Source organism: Parapedobacter sp. GCM10030251 (assembly GCF_042666505.1).
Lineage (GTDB): Bacteria > Bacteroidota > Bacteroidia > Sphingobacteriales > Sphingobacteriaceae > Parapedobacter.
Map to the genome: position 1 here is coordinate 560,705 of NZ_JBHTDN010000001.1, position 14,342 is coordinate 575,046.

Below are 14,342 nucleotides of genomic sequence, written 5' to 3' on the forward strand. Positions count from 1 at the left end.
CCGGGCGGCAAAAATCGCCTTTGTCGATCCCGTCAATTTGTGTAAGTTTGTAGGTGATAGTTATGCAAGAGTTCTGGGAATCTTTTTTGCAGTTATTGGACGCCGAAGCGCTGTTAAGGTCTGGAGGTTTCTATCTTGTTGTATTTATCGTGTTTGCAGAGACCGGTTTGTTCTTTGGTTTTTTCCTTCCCGGAGACTACCTGCTGTTTTTAGCGGGTCTTTTTTGTGCTTCCGGTATGTTGGATGTAGATATCACCACGCTTTGTGTGGGGCTTTTTGTGGCCGGGGTACTGGGAAATTTTACCGGGTATTGGTTTGGTTGGCGAACGGGGCCTATGCTATTTAAACGAAAGGATACCTGGCTTTTCAAACGCCGATATGTAGTGATGGCCGAGGAATTTTACCACAAATATGGCGGGCCGGCGTTGATCATAGGACGTTTCGTGCCAATTATCCGTACCTTTGCACCGATATTGGCAGGCATTGTGCAATTGAATTTTCGGAAATTTGTACTATACAATGTGGCTGGAGCGGCTATCTGGGTTTTGCTGCTCACCCTATCGGGCTTTTTTTTAGGACGTGAATTTCCACAGATCAGTCATTATATTGAATACATTATTGTTGGCTTCATCGTGATTTCTTTTTCCCCCATATTGGTTGCGCTAATTAGAAGAAAGCTTCGCCTGAACAGAGATCAAAAGACTGAAATAAAAGAATAACCACCATAGATTCTTATTCCCATGAGTAAATCACACCCCTGGCATGACGTGTCACCCGGCGATGACCTTCCATCTTCGGTTAATGCTATTATTGAAATTCCAAAAGGTTCCAAGGCCAAGTACGAAATCGACAAGGAAAGCGGCCTTATCAAATTGGACCGCGTATTATTTTCGTCGGTGATGTATCCCGCTAATTATGGGTTTATCCCTAAAACCTATTGCGACGACAAAGATCCTTTGGATATTCTGGTGCTTTGCTCAGTAGATGTTTATCCCATGAGCATTATCGAAGCTAAAGTCATCGGAGTAATGCACATGATCGATAACGGGGAGCAGGACGACAAGATCATTGCCGTTGCCAAAAATGACATGTCCGTCAACTACATTAATGACCTATCGGAATTGCCGCCGCATACCATGAAGGAAATCGTTCGTTTTTTTCAGGACTATAAAGCACTCGAGCGTAAAAACGTTACGATAGAACGTCTTTTTGGCCGCTCATACGCCTATCAAGTTATTCAGGAAAGTATTGAGTTGTACCAAAAGGAATTTGCTAACCTAACGACGACCTAATGGGCTGGGAAATTTTCTGGACGTTCTTTTTGGTTGCCGCCAACGGCTTTTTTGTGGCCGCCGAATTCGCGATCGTAAAGGTCAGGGCGTCGCAGATTGAAATCAAAATTAAAACGGGCAGTCAAGTAGCCCATGTGGCCAAACACATTACCAGTCACCTGGACGGGTACTTAGCGGCCACTCAGTTGGGTATAACGTTGTCTTCCCTTGCGTTGGGCTGGGTTGGCGAAGCGGTGATGACCGATATCGTGACGGTCATTTTCGGTTGGTTTAATGTCGAGCTAACGGGAACGCTGGCCAAAAATCTGGGACATGTACTTGCTTTCGGTATCATTACCGTGCTGCATATTGTCTTCGGAGAGCTGGCACCCAAGTCCATAGCCATCCAGCGTCCTGTCGGTACCACCATGAGTATTGCCGTACCTTTACGCTTCTTCTATTTGATCTTCCGGCCGATTATTTGGATACTGAACGGTTTCGCAAATCTGATTCTCCGGTTGATGGGATTTGAAGTCAACGTCGGAGAAGCCCATCACTCGTCTGAAGAGTTGCAGTACCTGCTTGATCAGGGCAGGGAAAGCGGTGCGTTGGATACCGCAGAACACGAGCTCATAAAAAACGTTTTTGACTTCAACGAGCGGATGGTAAAGAGCATCATGGTACCGCGTACGAAAATCTATGCGGTAGAGATGAATTGCCCCGGTGTTGAATTCATCGAACGTATCACCAAGGAAGGGTATTCACGTATACCGATTTATGACGACAATATCGACCAGATTATCGGGATAGTACATACCAAAGACATTCTGCCCATTATTGCCAAGGGAAAAGAGCTGGTGCTCCGCAACATCATCCGGAAGCCTTACTTCATCCCGGAGACCAAGAAGATCAACGACCTGATGGCGGAATTTCAGCAGAAACGCATGCAGATCGCCGTCGTATTGGATGAATTTGGAGGAACCGCAGGGATGGTTACGCTGGAAGACATCGTGGAAGAGCTGGTGGGCGAAATCCAAGACGAATACGATGAAGAGACGCCTGTTGTCGAGCGTATTTCGGACACCGAATATATGGTGGATGCAAGTGCCAACGTGCATGATGTAAACGAGTTTTTGCCAAAAGAACTGCCGGAAAGCAATGACTACGATACCATTTCCGGCTTGGTAAGTGATCTGTTCGATAAAATCCCCGATGTGGGTGAACATAAGGAATTCCACGGTTATAACTTCATTATCATGAAGAAAACCCAGCAGAATATCGAGTTTGTAAAATTGGAACTCATACAGGAAGATCTGGATGAGGATATGGAGTAGCCAACCGTGACGCAGCAGTTGTTTTATACGCCCGATATCCGGCCTCACGATCCATCCCACGTGCTGAGCGAAGAGGAAAGCAAGCATGCCATCCGCGTACTACGGCTGTCGGCAGGGCACCCGATCCAACTGGTAGACGGTAGGGGAGGGGTGTATTTCGGGCGGATTGCGGATGCTAATCCCAAGCGAACCGTGATAGCGATCGAAACGTTCAAAGCCGACCACGAAAATCGGGCCTATTACCTGCATATTGCCGTTGCGCCAACCAAAAACATCGATCGCATCGAGTGGTTTCTTGAGAAAGCCACGGAGGTGGGCATCGATGAAATCACCCCGATTATCTGCGAGCATTCCGAGCGGAAAGAAGTAAAGTCCGAACGGTTGCTTAAAGTGATGGTTGCTGCCATGAAGCAGTCACTTAAAGCTTATCTTCCAAAGTTGAATGAGGCAGTGAAGCTGTCGGACTTCTTGAGAAGGCAGGAGACCGAAGCACGGAAGTTCATCGCCCACTGTGCAGAGGGCGAAAAGACCTATCTGACGGATCGGATCGAGGCGCAAGGCCGCTACGTCATTCTGATCGGTCCGGAAGGTGATTTCAGTCCGTCCGAAATCGATGCCGCCTTGGACGCCGGTTATGTGCCCATTACCTTGGGTTCATCACGGCTGCGAACGGAAACTGCTGCATTGATGGCGTGTATGGAGGTGGCTGTCGGGAATCGAAGAGCGTTACGCTGAATTTCGCGTTACTCCATCAATTCTGCGTTGAGTATTTGAATCTCGGAATTTCCTTCTTGGGTATTCGGATTTAGCCGTACCGTGCCCGTTATTTTTATCGGTTCTTCGGTAAAGCGTACCTTTTTTCCTTTTTTCATGAATATTTCGACCATGGGCGGAATATCTCCCTGACCGCAAAACATGCATTGCATGACCGGTAAGACGGACAGCATAAACGTTTCGTGATCTCGCCCGCCGCTGATAGGTACCAGATAGCCGGGAAGGGTGACCGTTTTCTTATCAATGGCTTTTAGTTCATCGGGAAAATGGGGGGTGTATATGGTTTTATTGTCTTTATGGGTTACCTTGTACATCAATTTATTGATCGTCTCCCAAGTGCTATTCATCATTGGTGTATGGTCCGGAACTTCGCCAAATGGCACGTCCTGCGCACTAGCCAATGTTGCTCCGAGTGTAATGAACGCTATAATTGCAAAATATTTTCTCATATCCTATGCTAGTTTCCTGATAACGTCTGCGAAATCGAAGTCTTATAAGCCTTGACAGCGGGGATCACGGCAGCCACAAAACCGATGGCAACGCCGATCGCGAGCAACCAAGCCTCCTGCGGCAATAAATCCAGCGCCTCCAAAAGCGTTGCTGTACCACCTGTGCTGGTGCCGATCAGGTAGACGGCCACATGCCCGATCAAAATTCCCACGATCGCACCTACAAAGGTAAGCAATATTCCTTCGGCAATCACTATGCCGAACAGTTTTCCCTGGGATGCTCCCAACGTTCGCATGATGGCCAAATCATATTTGCGATTTTTCAGTGCATTGTATAAACTGATAAAAACGCTGAGGGCAGCCATCAACATGATGACATACGCCAGCACTTGTAACGAATCGATACCGATTCCCAATAGCGAAAACAATCGTGCGCTTTCGATGGCGGGGGAGGCCGCCTGCATGGCGGTATTTTGGTTGACCAGCCGGGGAAACATGCCAATGGCTGCGGGATTCCGATATTGAATCAGCATACTGGTGATTTCGCGTTCGCCCGAACCGATGTCGCCCATTATGCTTTTTACCAGCTGAGGTTCTTCGGGCTCTTCCTCATGGTCATGATCCTCGCCGTGGTGGTGCTCGTGTTCTTCCACGCCGGCCAGATCGTGGCTATGCATATGGCCTTCGTCTTCGTGCTGCTCTTCATCATCGTGGGCTCCATGCATACGCCATACGCTGGCCAGGTTTGTCAACACCAGCCGATCTGCGATGTGATGAGCCGGTTTAAAAATTCCTGTGACGGTATAGGCATGTTCGTCATGGGTATGACCCTCGCTGCTAAGACCATGAGCACCGTATATTTTATCACCGATTTTTAAGCGGTTCTTCCGGGCAACGTCAGCACCGATGACAGCTTGGAAGTCGCCCTCCCAGATACGGCCTTCCGCTAGTTCCAGTCCGTATAATTGCAGGAACGTGCTGTCGGTACCGACAATCCGATGACCCCGGTAATTGTCTCCCAATGAAAGCGGCACCGCTAGTTTGACCATCGGGTTGGCTGCGAGTTGTTGAGCTTCTGCTAAACTAATGTTGCCGGTAGGGTTGTCCATGTGGTAAATGCTGCTAAGGATGAGTTGTATAGGACTTCCTTTGGCACCTACCACCAAATCAATACCTCGGCTGTTGTTGCCCAGCTGCTCTTCAATTTGATGGGAAGTTAGCAGGAGTACGCATAAAATACCTGTGCCGAATGCCGTGAGTAAAATCCCCAATAGCGATGTCGCCGCATTTTGGCGAATGTTCTTCCAAGCAATTTGAATACTATTCATAACGGTTGTTATTCATTTAACAAACTCACCTGCCTACGTAGTACGCACGGGTTATCTGTGTTTTGACCCGTTTGTCGTGGGTGGCGATTATCAGCGTTGCGCCTTGTTGTTCGGCTTGAGTGCGCAACAGATTCAGGACGCTTTCCGTATTTCGGTCGTCTAGAGACGCTGTAGGTTCGTCGGCTACCAAAATTGCCGGCCGGTTTATCACGGCGCGTGCAATTGCCGCGCGTTGCATTTGCCCACGGCTTAGTTTGCCAGGGTAGCTGTCGCCCTTATGTTCCAAATTTAATAAGGCTAATACCTCTTCGATTCGCTGGTGATTCACCTTAGCACCGGCAAATCCCTGCGCAATCTGTAGGTTTTCCTTTATGGTAAGACTTTTTACCAAATGGGCTTCCTGAAAAATAAGTCCGATGCGCTGTCCGCGGAATTCATCCAGCTTTCGTGCCGGAAGGTCGTAGAGCAGTTGCCCGTCAATTTGTACGGTTCCCGTTTCGGGCTTCAACAGTCCACTCAGAATATGCAGCAGGGTAGTCTTTCCACTGCCGGAATCGCCTAATATCAGGGTGTGTTGGCCGCGGGCCACTTCGATATCGGCAAACTTCAGCGATTCCCCTTGAGGATACCGATAGCTGATTCCATTTAAACGGATAACGGTCTGTTTGTTGTCCTCCATGTCGTCTTACATCTGTTCCGTTTGGCAAGTTTAAGGTATTCCTTTCAAATATACGCCCTATTAATGCAACTTTATTGATATTGACAGTTTGACGATGCCCATCCTTCACATGTTTTCTCTTGGTAACATTTAGTTAACATAAATCTAAGTATTCCTTTATGTAACACTAACGTTTAGGTAATGTTAAGTTAGGATTATTGCAGGGAATTTTATCAGACCATGCAAAATAGAAAAGTTAAAAGTTGTGTACTGTTTATCAGTTGCTTCCTAGCTGTACTTGGCTTGAATGCGCAAGCCCAGCAGGGCATTATTAAAGGGACGGTTAAAGATGCGGCCACTAGCGCGGATATCGTTGGTGCTTCAATTGGCATCGTAGGGACCACACATGGCACGATTTCCGATGATAAAGGCGCTTTCTTGCTTACGGGGATTCCTGCTGGTCAGTACGTCCTTCAAGTAAGTTATGTGGGCTACTCGACGATTCGGGTTGAAAACGTTGTGGTAAAAGAGGGTGCAGAAACCATCCTGGATATTAATCTCGAGGAGGCCGGTGAGATGATGGATGAGGTGGTGGTGACCACTACACGGCGGCGCGGCACCGACATTGCCTTACTGGCCGAACAAAAGAAGGCTAGCTTGGTGATTCAACGGATTGGTGCGCAGGAGTTATCAAGAATTGGAGCGAGTGACGCTGCGAATGCGGTTGCAAAGATGTCAGGAATATCTAAGGAAGAAGGAGGCACACAGGTGTATATCCGTGGTATGGGCGATCGCTACAATACCACTTCTTTCAATGGCTTGCCGTTGCCTTCCAATGATCCAAAATTGAAGAACATTGCATTGGATCTATTTTCCACGGATGTCATTGAATTTGTTGCCGTGGACAAACTCTATAACAGTAAAATGTTTGGCGACTTCGGTGGAGGAAATATCGATATCTATTCAAAAGAGTACTCCGGGGAGGGAATGTTCGAAGTTTCCGTGTCATCCACCTTGAACACCAATGCCCTATCTCACTCCCAAGCTTTCATGCAGCTTCAAAACGGTGACAGGTGGGGATTTTCAGAATACACCCTCCCGCAAAATCCACTGAGCGGCTTCAACTTTTCCAATAGTGCAAATCCGGTATCCCGCAGCCCTTATCCTGCCAGTGTACGATTATTGGGCGGGAAATCAGTTAACCTCGGTAGTGAAGGGCGGCTCAATTTGTTTGCGACCGCTAGCTTTGGAAATGGATACGAATACCGTGAAGGGGTCAATAACGACGTGAGTGCACAGGGAGCAAGAATCCGTTGGTCCGAGCAAAACCGCTTCGGGTACAAAACCAATACGACCGGGTTATTTAACGCCAAGTACCTGATTAATTCGGAGCATAAGTTGTCGTATAACTTTTTGTTTGTCAACAGCAGTGATCAGTGGAATGACAATTACAATGGCTATTTCCGCGATATCACTGAGGGGACGACCGGCTTACGGAGGTTAGGTTCGTACGCGCAAAACCGAGTCTTTGTCAATCAATTACTAGGCACACACCAATTGACCGATCGGATGGATGTGGATTGGGGAGTATCTGCGAATCGTGTTGCCTATATTATGCCTGATCGGATCGAAAATGTGCTTCGATACGTCGACGGTCAGGGATATAGGATTGCTGAGTTTGCGGATTCGGATAATAACCGCTTCAATCAACGGTTAGACGAAAATGAATATGCGGTTAATTTGAATGGAAGTTATAAAATCGGAAATACGGAAGCTCCGAAAGGTGTCATTCGATTGGGGTATCAAGGGCGAATCAAAAAGCGGGAGTTTGAATCTATCCAATTTAACTTCGAGCATACCTCTCAAGGTAGAGCTGTAATCGTTGATCCCAATAACTTGGACGCTTTATATAATCAAGAAAGCTTTGCTAATGGTTATTTTAACATCACCGGGTTCGCCGGGGAATCCCCGCAGCTGTATAGCGGCGATCAACAGATCCATGCGGGTTACGTCAGCTTGGAGTATGATCTGACAGATCGGCTGACTTCCGTGGTGGGAGTCCGCTACGAAAATATCCGGCAATACGTCGATTGGGTAACCCAATTCTTTCCCGAAGGGGGAAACAATACGTTAACAAGGAATCCGATTCTGCCAAGTTTGAACTTGAAATACGAATTAAACGAAAAGCAGAATCTCCGCTTAGGCGCGAGCAAAACGTATACATTGCCGCAATTCAAAGAACGCGCGCCGTTTGTATTTGACGATGGTACGGTATCTGAGCAAGGAAACCCGTTTCTATATCCTTCGGACAACTATAACCTGGATCTGAAGTGGGAGCTGTTTCCCTCATCTTCGGAGCTGATTACTGTGGCCGCATTCGGGAAATACATCCAGAATCCCATTAATGAAATCAACATTGCAGCTACTGCCAACGATATTTCCTGGGTAAATATCGGGGATGTTGGAACAGCAATTGGCGTTGAAATGGAGGTGAAGAAGGATGTTATTAAATGGAATAACGATCGGAATTTATTCTCCGCGGGTTTGAACGTTGCTTACATGAACACGGATCAGGAAATTAACACCGAAAAGGTAAGGCGGGAAACCAGATTTGATATCCGCCCCACACATAGCCGCTCCAACTTTGCGGGGGCTTCCGATCTATTGATCAACGCTGATCTTACTTTTACCAAACGTTGGCAGAATGAGCGCAATGTGATGGGAACACTTGCTTATTCCTATTTTTCAGATAAGATTTATTCACTGGGTAACGAGGAGAAAGGCAATTTAGTGGACCGGGGTGTGGGAACGCTCGACTTTATCATTCGGAGCAAAGTTAGCCGGAGGATCGGTGTGGATTTGTTGCTTAGAAATATACTCGATCCGGAATACCGTAGGATCCAGGAGAATGCAAGTGGACATGTTCCGGTGCTTACCTATAAGAAAGGACGATTCTTCTCATTAGGCGTTAGTTACCAGCTTTAATTGGTATTGCTGGCTAGTTAACAATTTGATTATATGGAATTAATGGTCAGGTTACTATTAATATACAATTTTGTGTCGTAATACAGATAATTTAAAAAAACTGAACATGGAAATGAAAAAGACTCTTAGATGGATGATGGGTGCTGCAGTACTGGCAGTTGCAGTAATGGTCGCCTCTTGTAGTGACGACGATAATCCAGAACCGGGTAACGATGGTGATTTCGTTGTCAACCGTGACGACTTAAAAGGAGAAATCAATAGCGGTGAAGTTGTTCTGGATGAGGGCACGTATAAGCTGACGGGAGCGCTGGTTGTAAAGGAAGGTGCGAAGTTAACGATTAAACCGGGTGTGACGATCGAAGCTACTGCACTACCCGCCAATCAATTTGCTGCGGTTCGCTTTATCGGAATATCTCGCGGAGCGAAGATTGATGTGCAGGGTACCGCTACCGATCCGGTTGTATTTACCGCTGCGGAAAAGAAGCCCGGTGCGTGGGGTGGTTTAGTGCTTTGCGGTGCTGCACCGATCAATAAAGGCGAAACGGCTCAGTCCGAAGTAGGGGACTTGGCTTACGGTGGTTCCAATGCCAGCGATAATTCCGGTTCGATCAAATACTTAAGGATTGAATATTCGGGTTACTCTTATAATGACGAAAAGGAATTCAACGGCCTTTCATTCTTTGGTGTAGGCAGTGGTACGGTCGTTGAGAATGTTCAAATCCATGAAGGTTCTGACGACGGCTTTGAGTGGTTTGGCGGAACTGTCAACGCAAAAAACCTGGTGGTGACAAACTTTTCCGCCGAGTTTGTTGGCGATGATTTGTTTGACTGGACCGAGGGTTGGGTTGGAACCGGTGAGAATTGGTATGGTGTCCGTACAAATGATGGTAACCGCGGTATCGAAGCAGACAACAATAGCAATAACCACACGGCTACACCGGTTTCTAACCCTACTATCAAGAATCTGACGCTGATCGGCAATGGAGAAGGCGGTGAACCGCAAGCATTGAAACTACGTGTTGGAACGAAAGCAGCGTTTGAGAACGTTGTATTGAGCAATTGGGCTACAGGTTTTGATGTTGAACACGATGAAGGCGTTGCGTTTGTCGGCGATGGATCCTTAAAAGCCACGCGCGTGAAATTCGATAACGTAACGACCAAAGCAAAGGGCAAGAAAACCGACGGCACAGCGGCTGACGTAATGGCTATATTTACGGAAGATAACACAGCAACAGGCGCTGGAGCAGGTACAGCTAAGCCCGAATGGGCAAATGGCTGGACTGTAGGATTGGACTAACAAAGATAACTTAATACAAAAAAAGGTTGGCTCATTGGGCCAACCTTTTTTGTATATACACTAAAAACAGCGAAGTCGGCATAATTTTACCAATATTTGTAATAGCGATCAGATATAATCTATTTGGAGTGAAAAAAGTACTTGCGATATTGCTTACGCTTACGGGCTTGGCCTGTAGCTTTTCTTTTGCCCAGAGTCTGAAGGCGGGTTTTGACAAAGTCGAATATACCGAATTACTAAAGGCCTATTCCCGATGGGGGGATTCTATTTTCTACCGTGGGATCGATGAATCCACAAGATTTAAGCAGAAATACCGGTCACCCGTTGTCGGGCTGGATAACAGCTGGGAACTGTACAATTCGGAAGATGGCGTCGCAGTCATTAGCATACGTGGTACGACGGCCAATGCAACCAGCTGGCTAGCCAATTTCTATGCGGCCATGGTTCCAGCCACAGGTGAAATTCAGCTTTCTGACAGCTTACGCTTCCATTACAAACTCGCAAAGGACCCCAAAGCCGCGGTGCACGTGGGATGGCTCGTCGCTACGGCTTTCCTGGTAGATGACATCCTCGCAAAAATCGATTCCAGTTTTGCATCCGGCACGCGGGATTTCATCATAATGGGGCATAGCCAAGGCGGTGCCATTGCTTATTTGCTCACGTCGCACTTGAGGCATCTGGTAGAGACGGGCCGATTGTCTGACAGCATTCGGTTCAAAACGTATTGCAGTGCGGCACCCAAACCGGGTAATTTATACTATGCCTATGAATTGGAAAGCCAGACCGCTGGTGGGTGGTGTTTCAATGTGGTGAACGCGGCAGACTGGGTGCCCGAAACGCCGATTTCTATCCAGACGGTCGGTGATTTCAATGCAACCAACCCTTTCGCCAATGCGGGTGCGGCGATTAGCAAGCAGCGGCTTCCACAGCGGGTTTTCCTGAAACATCTGTACGGGCAACTGACCAAACACACTCGGAGAGCCCAGAAAAGGTATGAAAAATACCTGGGCGACATGACCTCAAAATACGTCCGGAAACAGTATCCTCAATTCAAAGCACCTTCTTATTATCCGTCAAATAACTACACACGTGCCGGCAGCTTCGTCATATTGATGCCTGATGAAGCCTATTTCCAGAAATTCCCCGATAATCAAAAAGAGGTGTTTGTCCACCATTCCATACAGGCTTATCTCGATCTTACAGGGAAACTATCATGCGGTAAGTAGCTAGGCACGCCGGCGGTAATGCCGATTACATGCGGCACATATGAAGTACTTGATTATTCGGCCGGGGCTAAGAACAGCATAAAGGCACATTTGATAATATGTTAATCAGTGCTTAATCCAAGCATAACAAGCCCCACATACTTTTGCTTCAACAAAAAGCAGCATTCATTTTGTTAGGTTTGGTTAAATGGAAAGGCCTCGTTGTGAAACGGGGCTTTTTGTATAGAGCACGCCTATTTTGTTTTTTTGTTTTTTTGGAAAAAGACATTAGTTTTGAAAACACCAATATCATAAAAACATCATGGAAATTAAATCATCAACAAAATTTGTGGCTGAACTGGTCGGTACCTTCGGTCTGGTACTTTTTGGCTGCGGGGCGGCCGCGGTGGCCGGAGCGGATACCCTTGCCGGTCTTTCGGGATTGGGGCTTTTGGGAATCGCATTTGCCTTTGGTCTATCCGTCGTTGTCTTTGCCTATGCCATTGGCGGTATCAGCGGATGCCATATCAATCCGGCAATCACCATTGCTATGCTGGTCAACGGCAAGATTTCCGTTGCCGATGCCATCACGTACATCATCGCGCAATTTATTGGCGCACTGCTAGGGGCATTTGTATTGCAGCAGATTTTGTCGGGTCAGCTGGCGGGCTTCACACCCGGTGAATGGGCTTACGGCGCCAACGGATGGGGAGAGGGCTATCAGAATGAATATGGAACTACGGCTGCATTCCTTACGGAAGCTGTGCTTACTTTCTTGTTTTTGTTTGTCATATTTGGAACCACCTCGAAATGGGGCAACGGAACCATGGCCGGATTGGCAATTGGCTTAACGTTGGTACTCATTCACCTCGTGGCTATTCCCATTACGGGCACTTCGGTTAATCCCGCCCGTAGTTTTGGTCCGGCTATCCTTGCTGGCGGAGCTGCATTAAGTCAGCTATGGTTGTTTATCGTTGCCCCGATTGTCGGCGCAGTGGTAGCCGCAGTTGTATGGCGGTTGTTGGAGAAAAAGCCTGGGTACTAGCAAAAGGAAAATGCTGCGGAGTAGGGGGTATCTCCCGTACTCCGCAGCTTACTGAATAGAGGCTCGTCAACCTGAATTCACATCCTATAGGTTACACCCAGGCTAAACCACCTCCCCGGCATGGGTACAGCCGCAGCTTCGATGTAAGTAACATCAAAAACATTCTGAGCGTCCAGGTAAATTTCTCCCGGTTTAAAACGGTAGGCAATTCGCATATCGCTTACGAAATAGCTTTTGTAAGTTATGCGTTCATTGAAGCGGGTAATCGCAGAGACCGAAAATCGGCGCATAGCCAAATTAAGACTGGCAACCAGTTGATGGCGTAAACTTTCGATTGCGTATTTGGAATGGACCAGGTGTTCCGAGGTCGTCAAGATTGAGGGGGAAAGCCAAGTATAGGAAAGACCGGCCATCCAAGCGACCGCAGAGGCCGGTTCGGATAGCCTGTAATTTGCGGAAGCAGAAATGCCGTGCACGCGGCTTTGGGAAAAGTTGATGGGCTGATACGGCTCTTCCGGGGTTTCCCGTATCCAGTCGATGAAATCATCGATGTCCCGGTAAAAGTAGTTGGCATGCGCGATCAGTCGCCGACCGGCATATTTTATTCCACCTTCGGCGTGCCAAGCCGTCTCCGGTGCAACGTGGGGATTTCCGATATTGCCGGGACGCTGATCCAGGTAGAGATCGGTAAACGATGGGATGCGCTGCCCGGTACCAGTATGTGCGACCAATTTCCAATGTTCGTCGAGTTGATAACCCAAATCGATACCTGGAAATAATTGCCAGCCGTAGTCGCTGTTATAGTTGATGTAGGCACCGGCATTTAGCAGGAGCCGATTGATTTTTTCGGTTTTGAACTCGGCATACATGCCAAAGTTGTTCCGGTCGTGGTCTCCAATGTTTGTGCTCCGGATCGTTTCATTCCGCATTTCCAATCCAACACCGACGTCTCCCGCGACGGTTTGCAGGGTGCCATTGATTTCGGTGTTGAGCGAATGACCGTGATGTTGGCTTCGCGCCCGGCTGATGTCGTGCCGGAAATACCGGTAGTCGTCGTACGCGTAGCGGTAGCTGACACGCGGAGACAACGTGAAACGTTCTGTTACCCGGCCCCGGTATCCCAGCGCGGCCAATACCGTCTGTACAATTTCTCTCGACTCCTTATCACCAGGGGCGGCATAGAAGCCGTTGGCGCCGAAATCATTGGATAGATATCCGCCCATCAGCGAAAACGCGCCGGTACGACCTGACGTGATTTCCCCCTGATAGAACACCTTATGGTTGCGGAATGCGGTGTTATAGCGGTACCCATTGCTGGATTCATGGCTACCGTAAAGTGAGTGTGTGGCTAGCTTTCCGACGAGGTTGCCGCCCAACTGGATTCCCCGGCCATTGAAAATCGCATTGTGGTTGGCCGTATCCTGTTTAAACCCGGATCCGATGTATGCGCGGGCGGATCCACCGGAATTTTCGGGCTTCCGGGTCACGATATTGATTGCGCCTGTAAGGCTATTGATACCATAAATCCGGGCAGCCGGACCCCGGATGATTTCGATCCGTTCGATTGCGTCGGTAGGAATCGGCACATTGAGTCCGTTATGGGCGGTCTGCGCGTCAAGTACCTTAACGCCGTTGACAAGCACTAAGGTTTGTTCAAAACTACCTCCATCGATGCTTACGTCGGCCTGAGCGCCAAAGGGGCCACGCTGCCGCAGATCTACGCCGGCCACGTTGCTCAGCAATTCATTAAGGGAGTGTCCCGGCAAGGCTTCGATCTGTTTCCGGTCGATTACCTGAATATTGCGGTTTTGTTTCGTGAATGGAAGCTGTAAACGGTTTTCCGTAATGACAACCTCACCTAACGGGATCGTCTGTTCGTCCTGCTGCATTACGGTGTCCGCCGAAAGCGTGGTTTGGGCGACGGACGCGTAGGGGAGATATAGGATAAATAGTCCAACGACAGATGGTAAACGTAAAGATGCATTCATTTGATTGT

At 48.0% G+C, this 14,342-nt stretch carries 12 protein-coding genes; 8 read left to right on the forward strand and 4 right to left on the reverse strand.

What is annotated here, in order from left to right:
• Positions 1-62 precede the first annotated feature (62 nt).
• The 4 genes from ACFQRK_RS02350 to ACFQRK_RS02365 are packed head-to-tail and all read left to right on the forward strand — an operon-like array spanning position 63 to position 3,340.
• Positions 63-719: a DedA family protein gene (locus ACFQRK_RS02350; protein ID WP_379003233.1), complete on the forward strand. Its 657-nt coding sequence runs from the start codon at positions 63-65 to the stop codon at positions 717-719.
• A 21-nt stretch (positions 720-740) separates the two neighbouring features.
• On the forward strand, positions 741-1,292 hold the full coding sequence (locus tag ACFQRK_RS02355; RefSeq protein WP_379003236.1) for an inorganic diphosphatase: 552 nt from the start codon (positions 741-743) through the stop codon (positions 1,290-1,292).
• Positions 1,292-2,605, forward strand: a complete 1,314-nt coding sequence (locus tag ACFQRK_RS02360; protein ID WP_379003237.1) for a hemolysin family protein — start codon at positions 1,292-1,294, stop codon at positions 2,603-2,605. Before ACFQRK_RS02355 ends, ACFQRK_RS02360 begins: the two co-directional genes overlap by 1 nt.
• A 6-nt stretch (positions 2,606-2,611) precedes the next feature.
• Positions 2,612-3,340 (forward strand): 16S rRNA (uracil(1498)-N(3))-methyltransferase, encoded by a 729-nt coding sequence (locus ACFQRK_RS02365; protein ID WP_379003239.1) that lies wholly within the window; start codon positions 2,612-2,614, stop codon positions 3,338-3,340.
• Between the two features lie 8 nt (positions 3,341-3,348).
• Here the strand turns inward: ACFQRK_RS02365 and ACFQRK_RS02370 are convergent, their stop codons facing one another.
• The 3 genes from ACFQRK_RS02370 to ACFQRK_RS02380 are packed head-to-tail and all read right to left on the reverse strand — an operon-like array spanning position 3,349 to position 5,835.
• Positions 3,349-3,828: a hypothetical protein gene (locus ACFQRK_RS02370; protein WP_379003241.1), complete on the reverse strand. Its 480-nt coding sequence runs from the start codon at positions 3,826-3,828 to the stop codon at positions 3,349-3,351.
• An 8-nt stretch (positions 3,829-3,836) separates the two neighbouring features.
• On the reverse strand, positions 3,837-5,156 hold the full coding sequence (locus ACFQRK_RS02375; RefSeq protein ID WP_379003243.1) for an ABC transporter permease: 1,320 nt from the start codon (positions 5,154-5,156) through the stop codon (positions 3,837-3,839).
• A gap of 25 nt (positions 5,157-5,181) precedes the next feature.
• Positions 5,182-5,835: an ABC transporter ATP-binding protein gene (locus tag ACFQRK_RS02380; protein WP_379003245.1), complete on the reverse strand. Its 654-nt coding sequence runs from the start codon at positions 5,833-5,835 to the stop codon at positions 5,182-5,184.
• A 219-nt stretch (positions 5,836-6,054) separates the two neighbouring features.
• Here ACFQRK_RS02380 and ACFQRK_RS02385 point away from each other — a divergent pair, with 219 nt between their 5' ends.
• The 4 genes from ACFQRK_RS02385 (at position 6,055) to ACFQRK_RS02400 (ending at position 12,346) form a co-directional block, all read left to right on the forward strand.
• Entirely contained in the window at positions 6,055-8,799 is a 2,745-nt protein-coding gene (locus tag ACFQRK_RS02385) for a TonB-dependent receptor (protein WP_379003247.1), read from the forward strand.
• A gap of 112 nt (positions 8,800-8,911) precedes the next feature.
• Positions 8,912-10,096, forward strand: a complete 1,185-nt coding sequence (locus ACFQRK_RS02390) for a hypothetical protein (RefSeq protein WP_379003249.1) — start codon at positions 8,912-8,914, stop codon at positions 10,094-10,096.
• Between the two features lie 128 nt (positions 10,097-10,224).
• Positions 10,225-11,322, forward strand: a complete 1,098-nt coding sequence (locus ACFQRK_RS02395; RefSeq protein WP_379003250.1) for a lipase family protein — start codon at positions 10,225-10,227, stop codon at positions 11,320-11,322.
• Positions 11,323-11,623: 301 nt separating this feature from the next.
• On the forward strand, positions 11,624-12,346 hold the full coding sequence (locus ACFQRK_RS02400; protein ID WP_379003252.1) for an MIP family channel protein: 723 nt from the start codon (positions 11,624-11,626) through the stop codon (positions 12,344-12,346).
• 77 nt (positions 12,347-12,423) lie between these two features.
• Here ACFQRK_RS02400 and ACFQRK_RS02405 read toward each other — a convergent pair whose 3' ends face one another.
• Positions 12,424-14,334 carry a TonB-dependent receptor plug domain-containing protein gene (locus ACFQRK_RS02405; RefSeq protein WP_379003254.1) on the reverse strand — a complete coding sequence of 637 codons (1,911 nt, stop codon included), beginning with the start codon at positions 14,332-14,334 and terminating at the stop codon, positions 12,424-12,426.
• Positions 14,335-14,342 lie beyond the last annotated feature (8 nt).

Bases quoted from the DNA above. Each gene is read 5' to 3' on its own strand.
- ACFQRK_RS02350 (WP_379003233.1), top strand. From the start codon at position 63: ATGCAAGAGTTCTGGGAATCTTTTTTGCAGTTATTGGACGCCGAAGCG.
- ACFQRK_RS02355 (WP_379003236.1), top strand. From the start codon at position 741: ATGAGTAAATCACACCCCTGGCATGACGTGTCACCCGGCGATGACCTT.
- ACFQRK_RS02360 (WP_379003237.1), top strand. From the start codon at position 1,292: ATGGGCTGGGAAATTTTCTGGACGTTCTTTTTGGTTGCCGCCAACGGC.
- ACFQRK_RS02370 (WP_379003241.1), bottom strand. From the start codon at position 3,828: ATGAGAAAATATTTTGCAATTATAGCGTTCATTACACTCGGAGCAACA.
- ACFQRK_RS02375 (WP_379003243.1), bottom strand. From the start codon at position 5,156: ATGAATAGTATTCAAATTGCTTGGAAGAACATTCGCCAAAATGCGGCG.
- ACFQRK_RS02380 (WP_379003245.1), bottom strand. From the start codon at position 5,835: ATGGAGGACAACAAACAGACCGTTATCCGTTTAAATGGAATCAGCTAT.
- ACFQRK_RS02385 (WP_379003247.1), top strand. From the start codon at position 6,055: ATGCAAAATAGAAAAGTTAAAAGTTGTGTACTGTTTATCAGTTGCTTC.
- ACFQRK_RS02390 (WP_379003249.1), top strand. From the start codon at position 8,912: ATGAAAAAGACTCTTAGATGGATGATGGGTGCTGCAGTACTGGCAGTT.
- ACFQRK_RS02400 (WP_379003252.1), top strand. From the start codon at position 11,624: ATGGAAATTAAATCATCAACAAAATTTGTGGCTGAACTGGTCGGTACC.
- ACFQRK_RS02405 (WP_379003254.1), bottom strand. From the start codon at position 14,334: ATGAATGCATCTTTACGTTTACCATCTGTCGTTGGACTATTTATCCTA.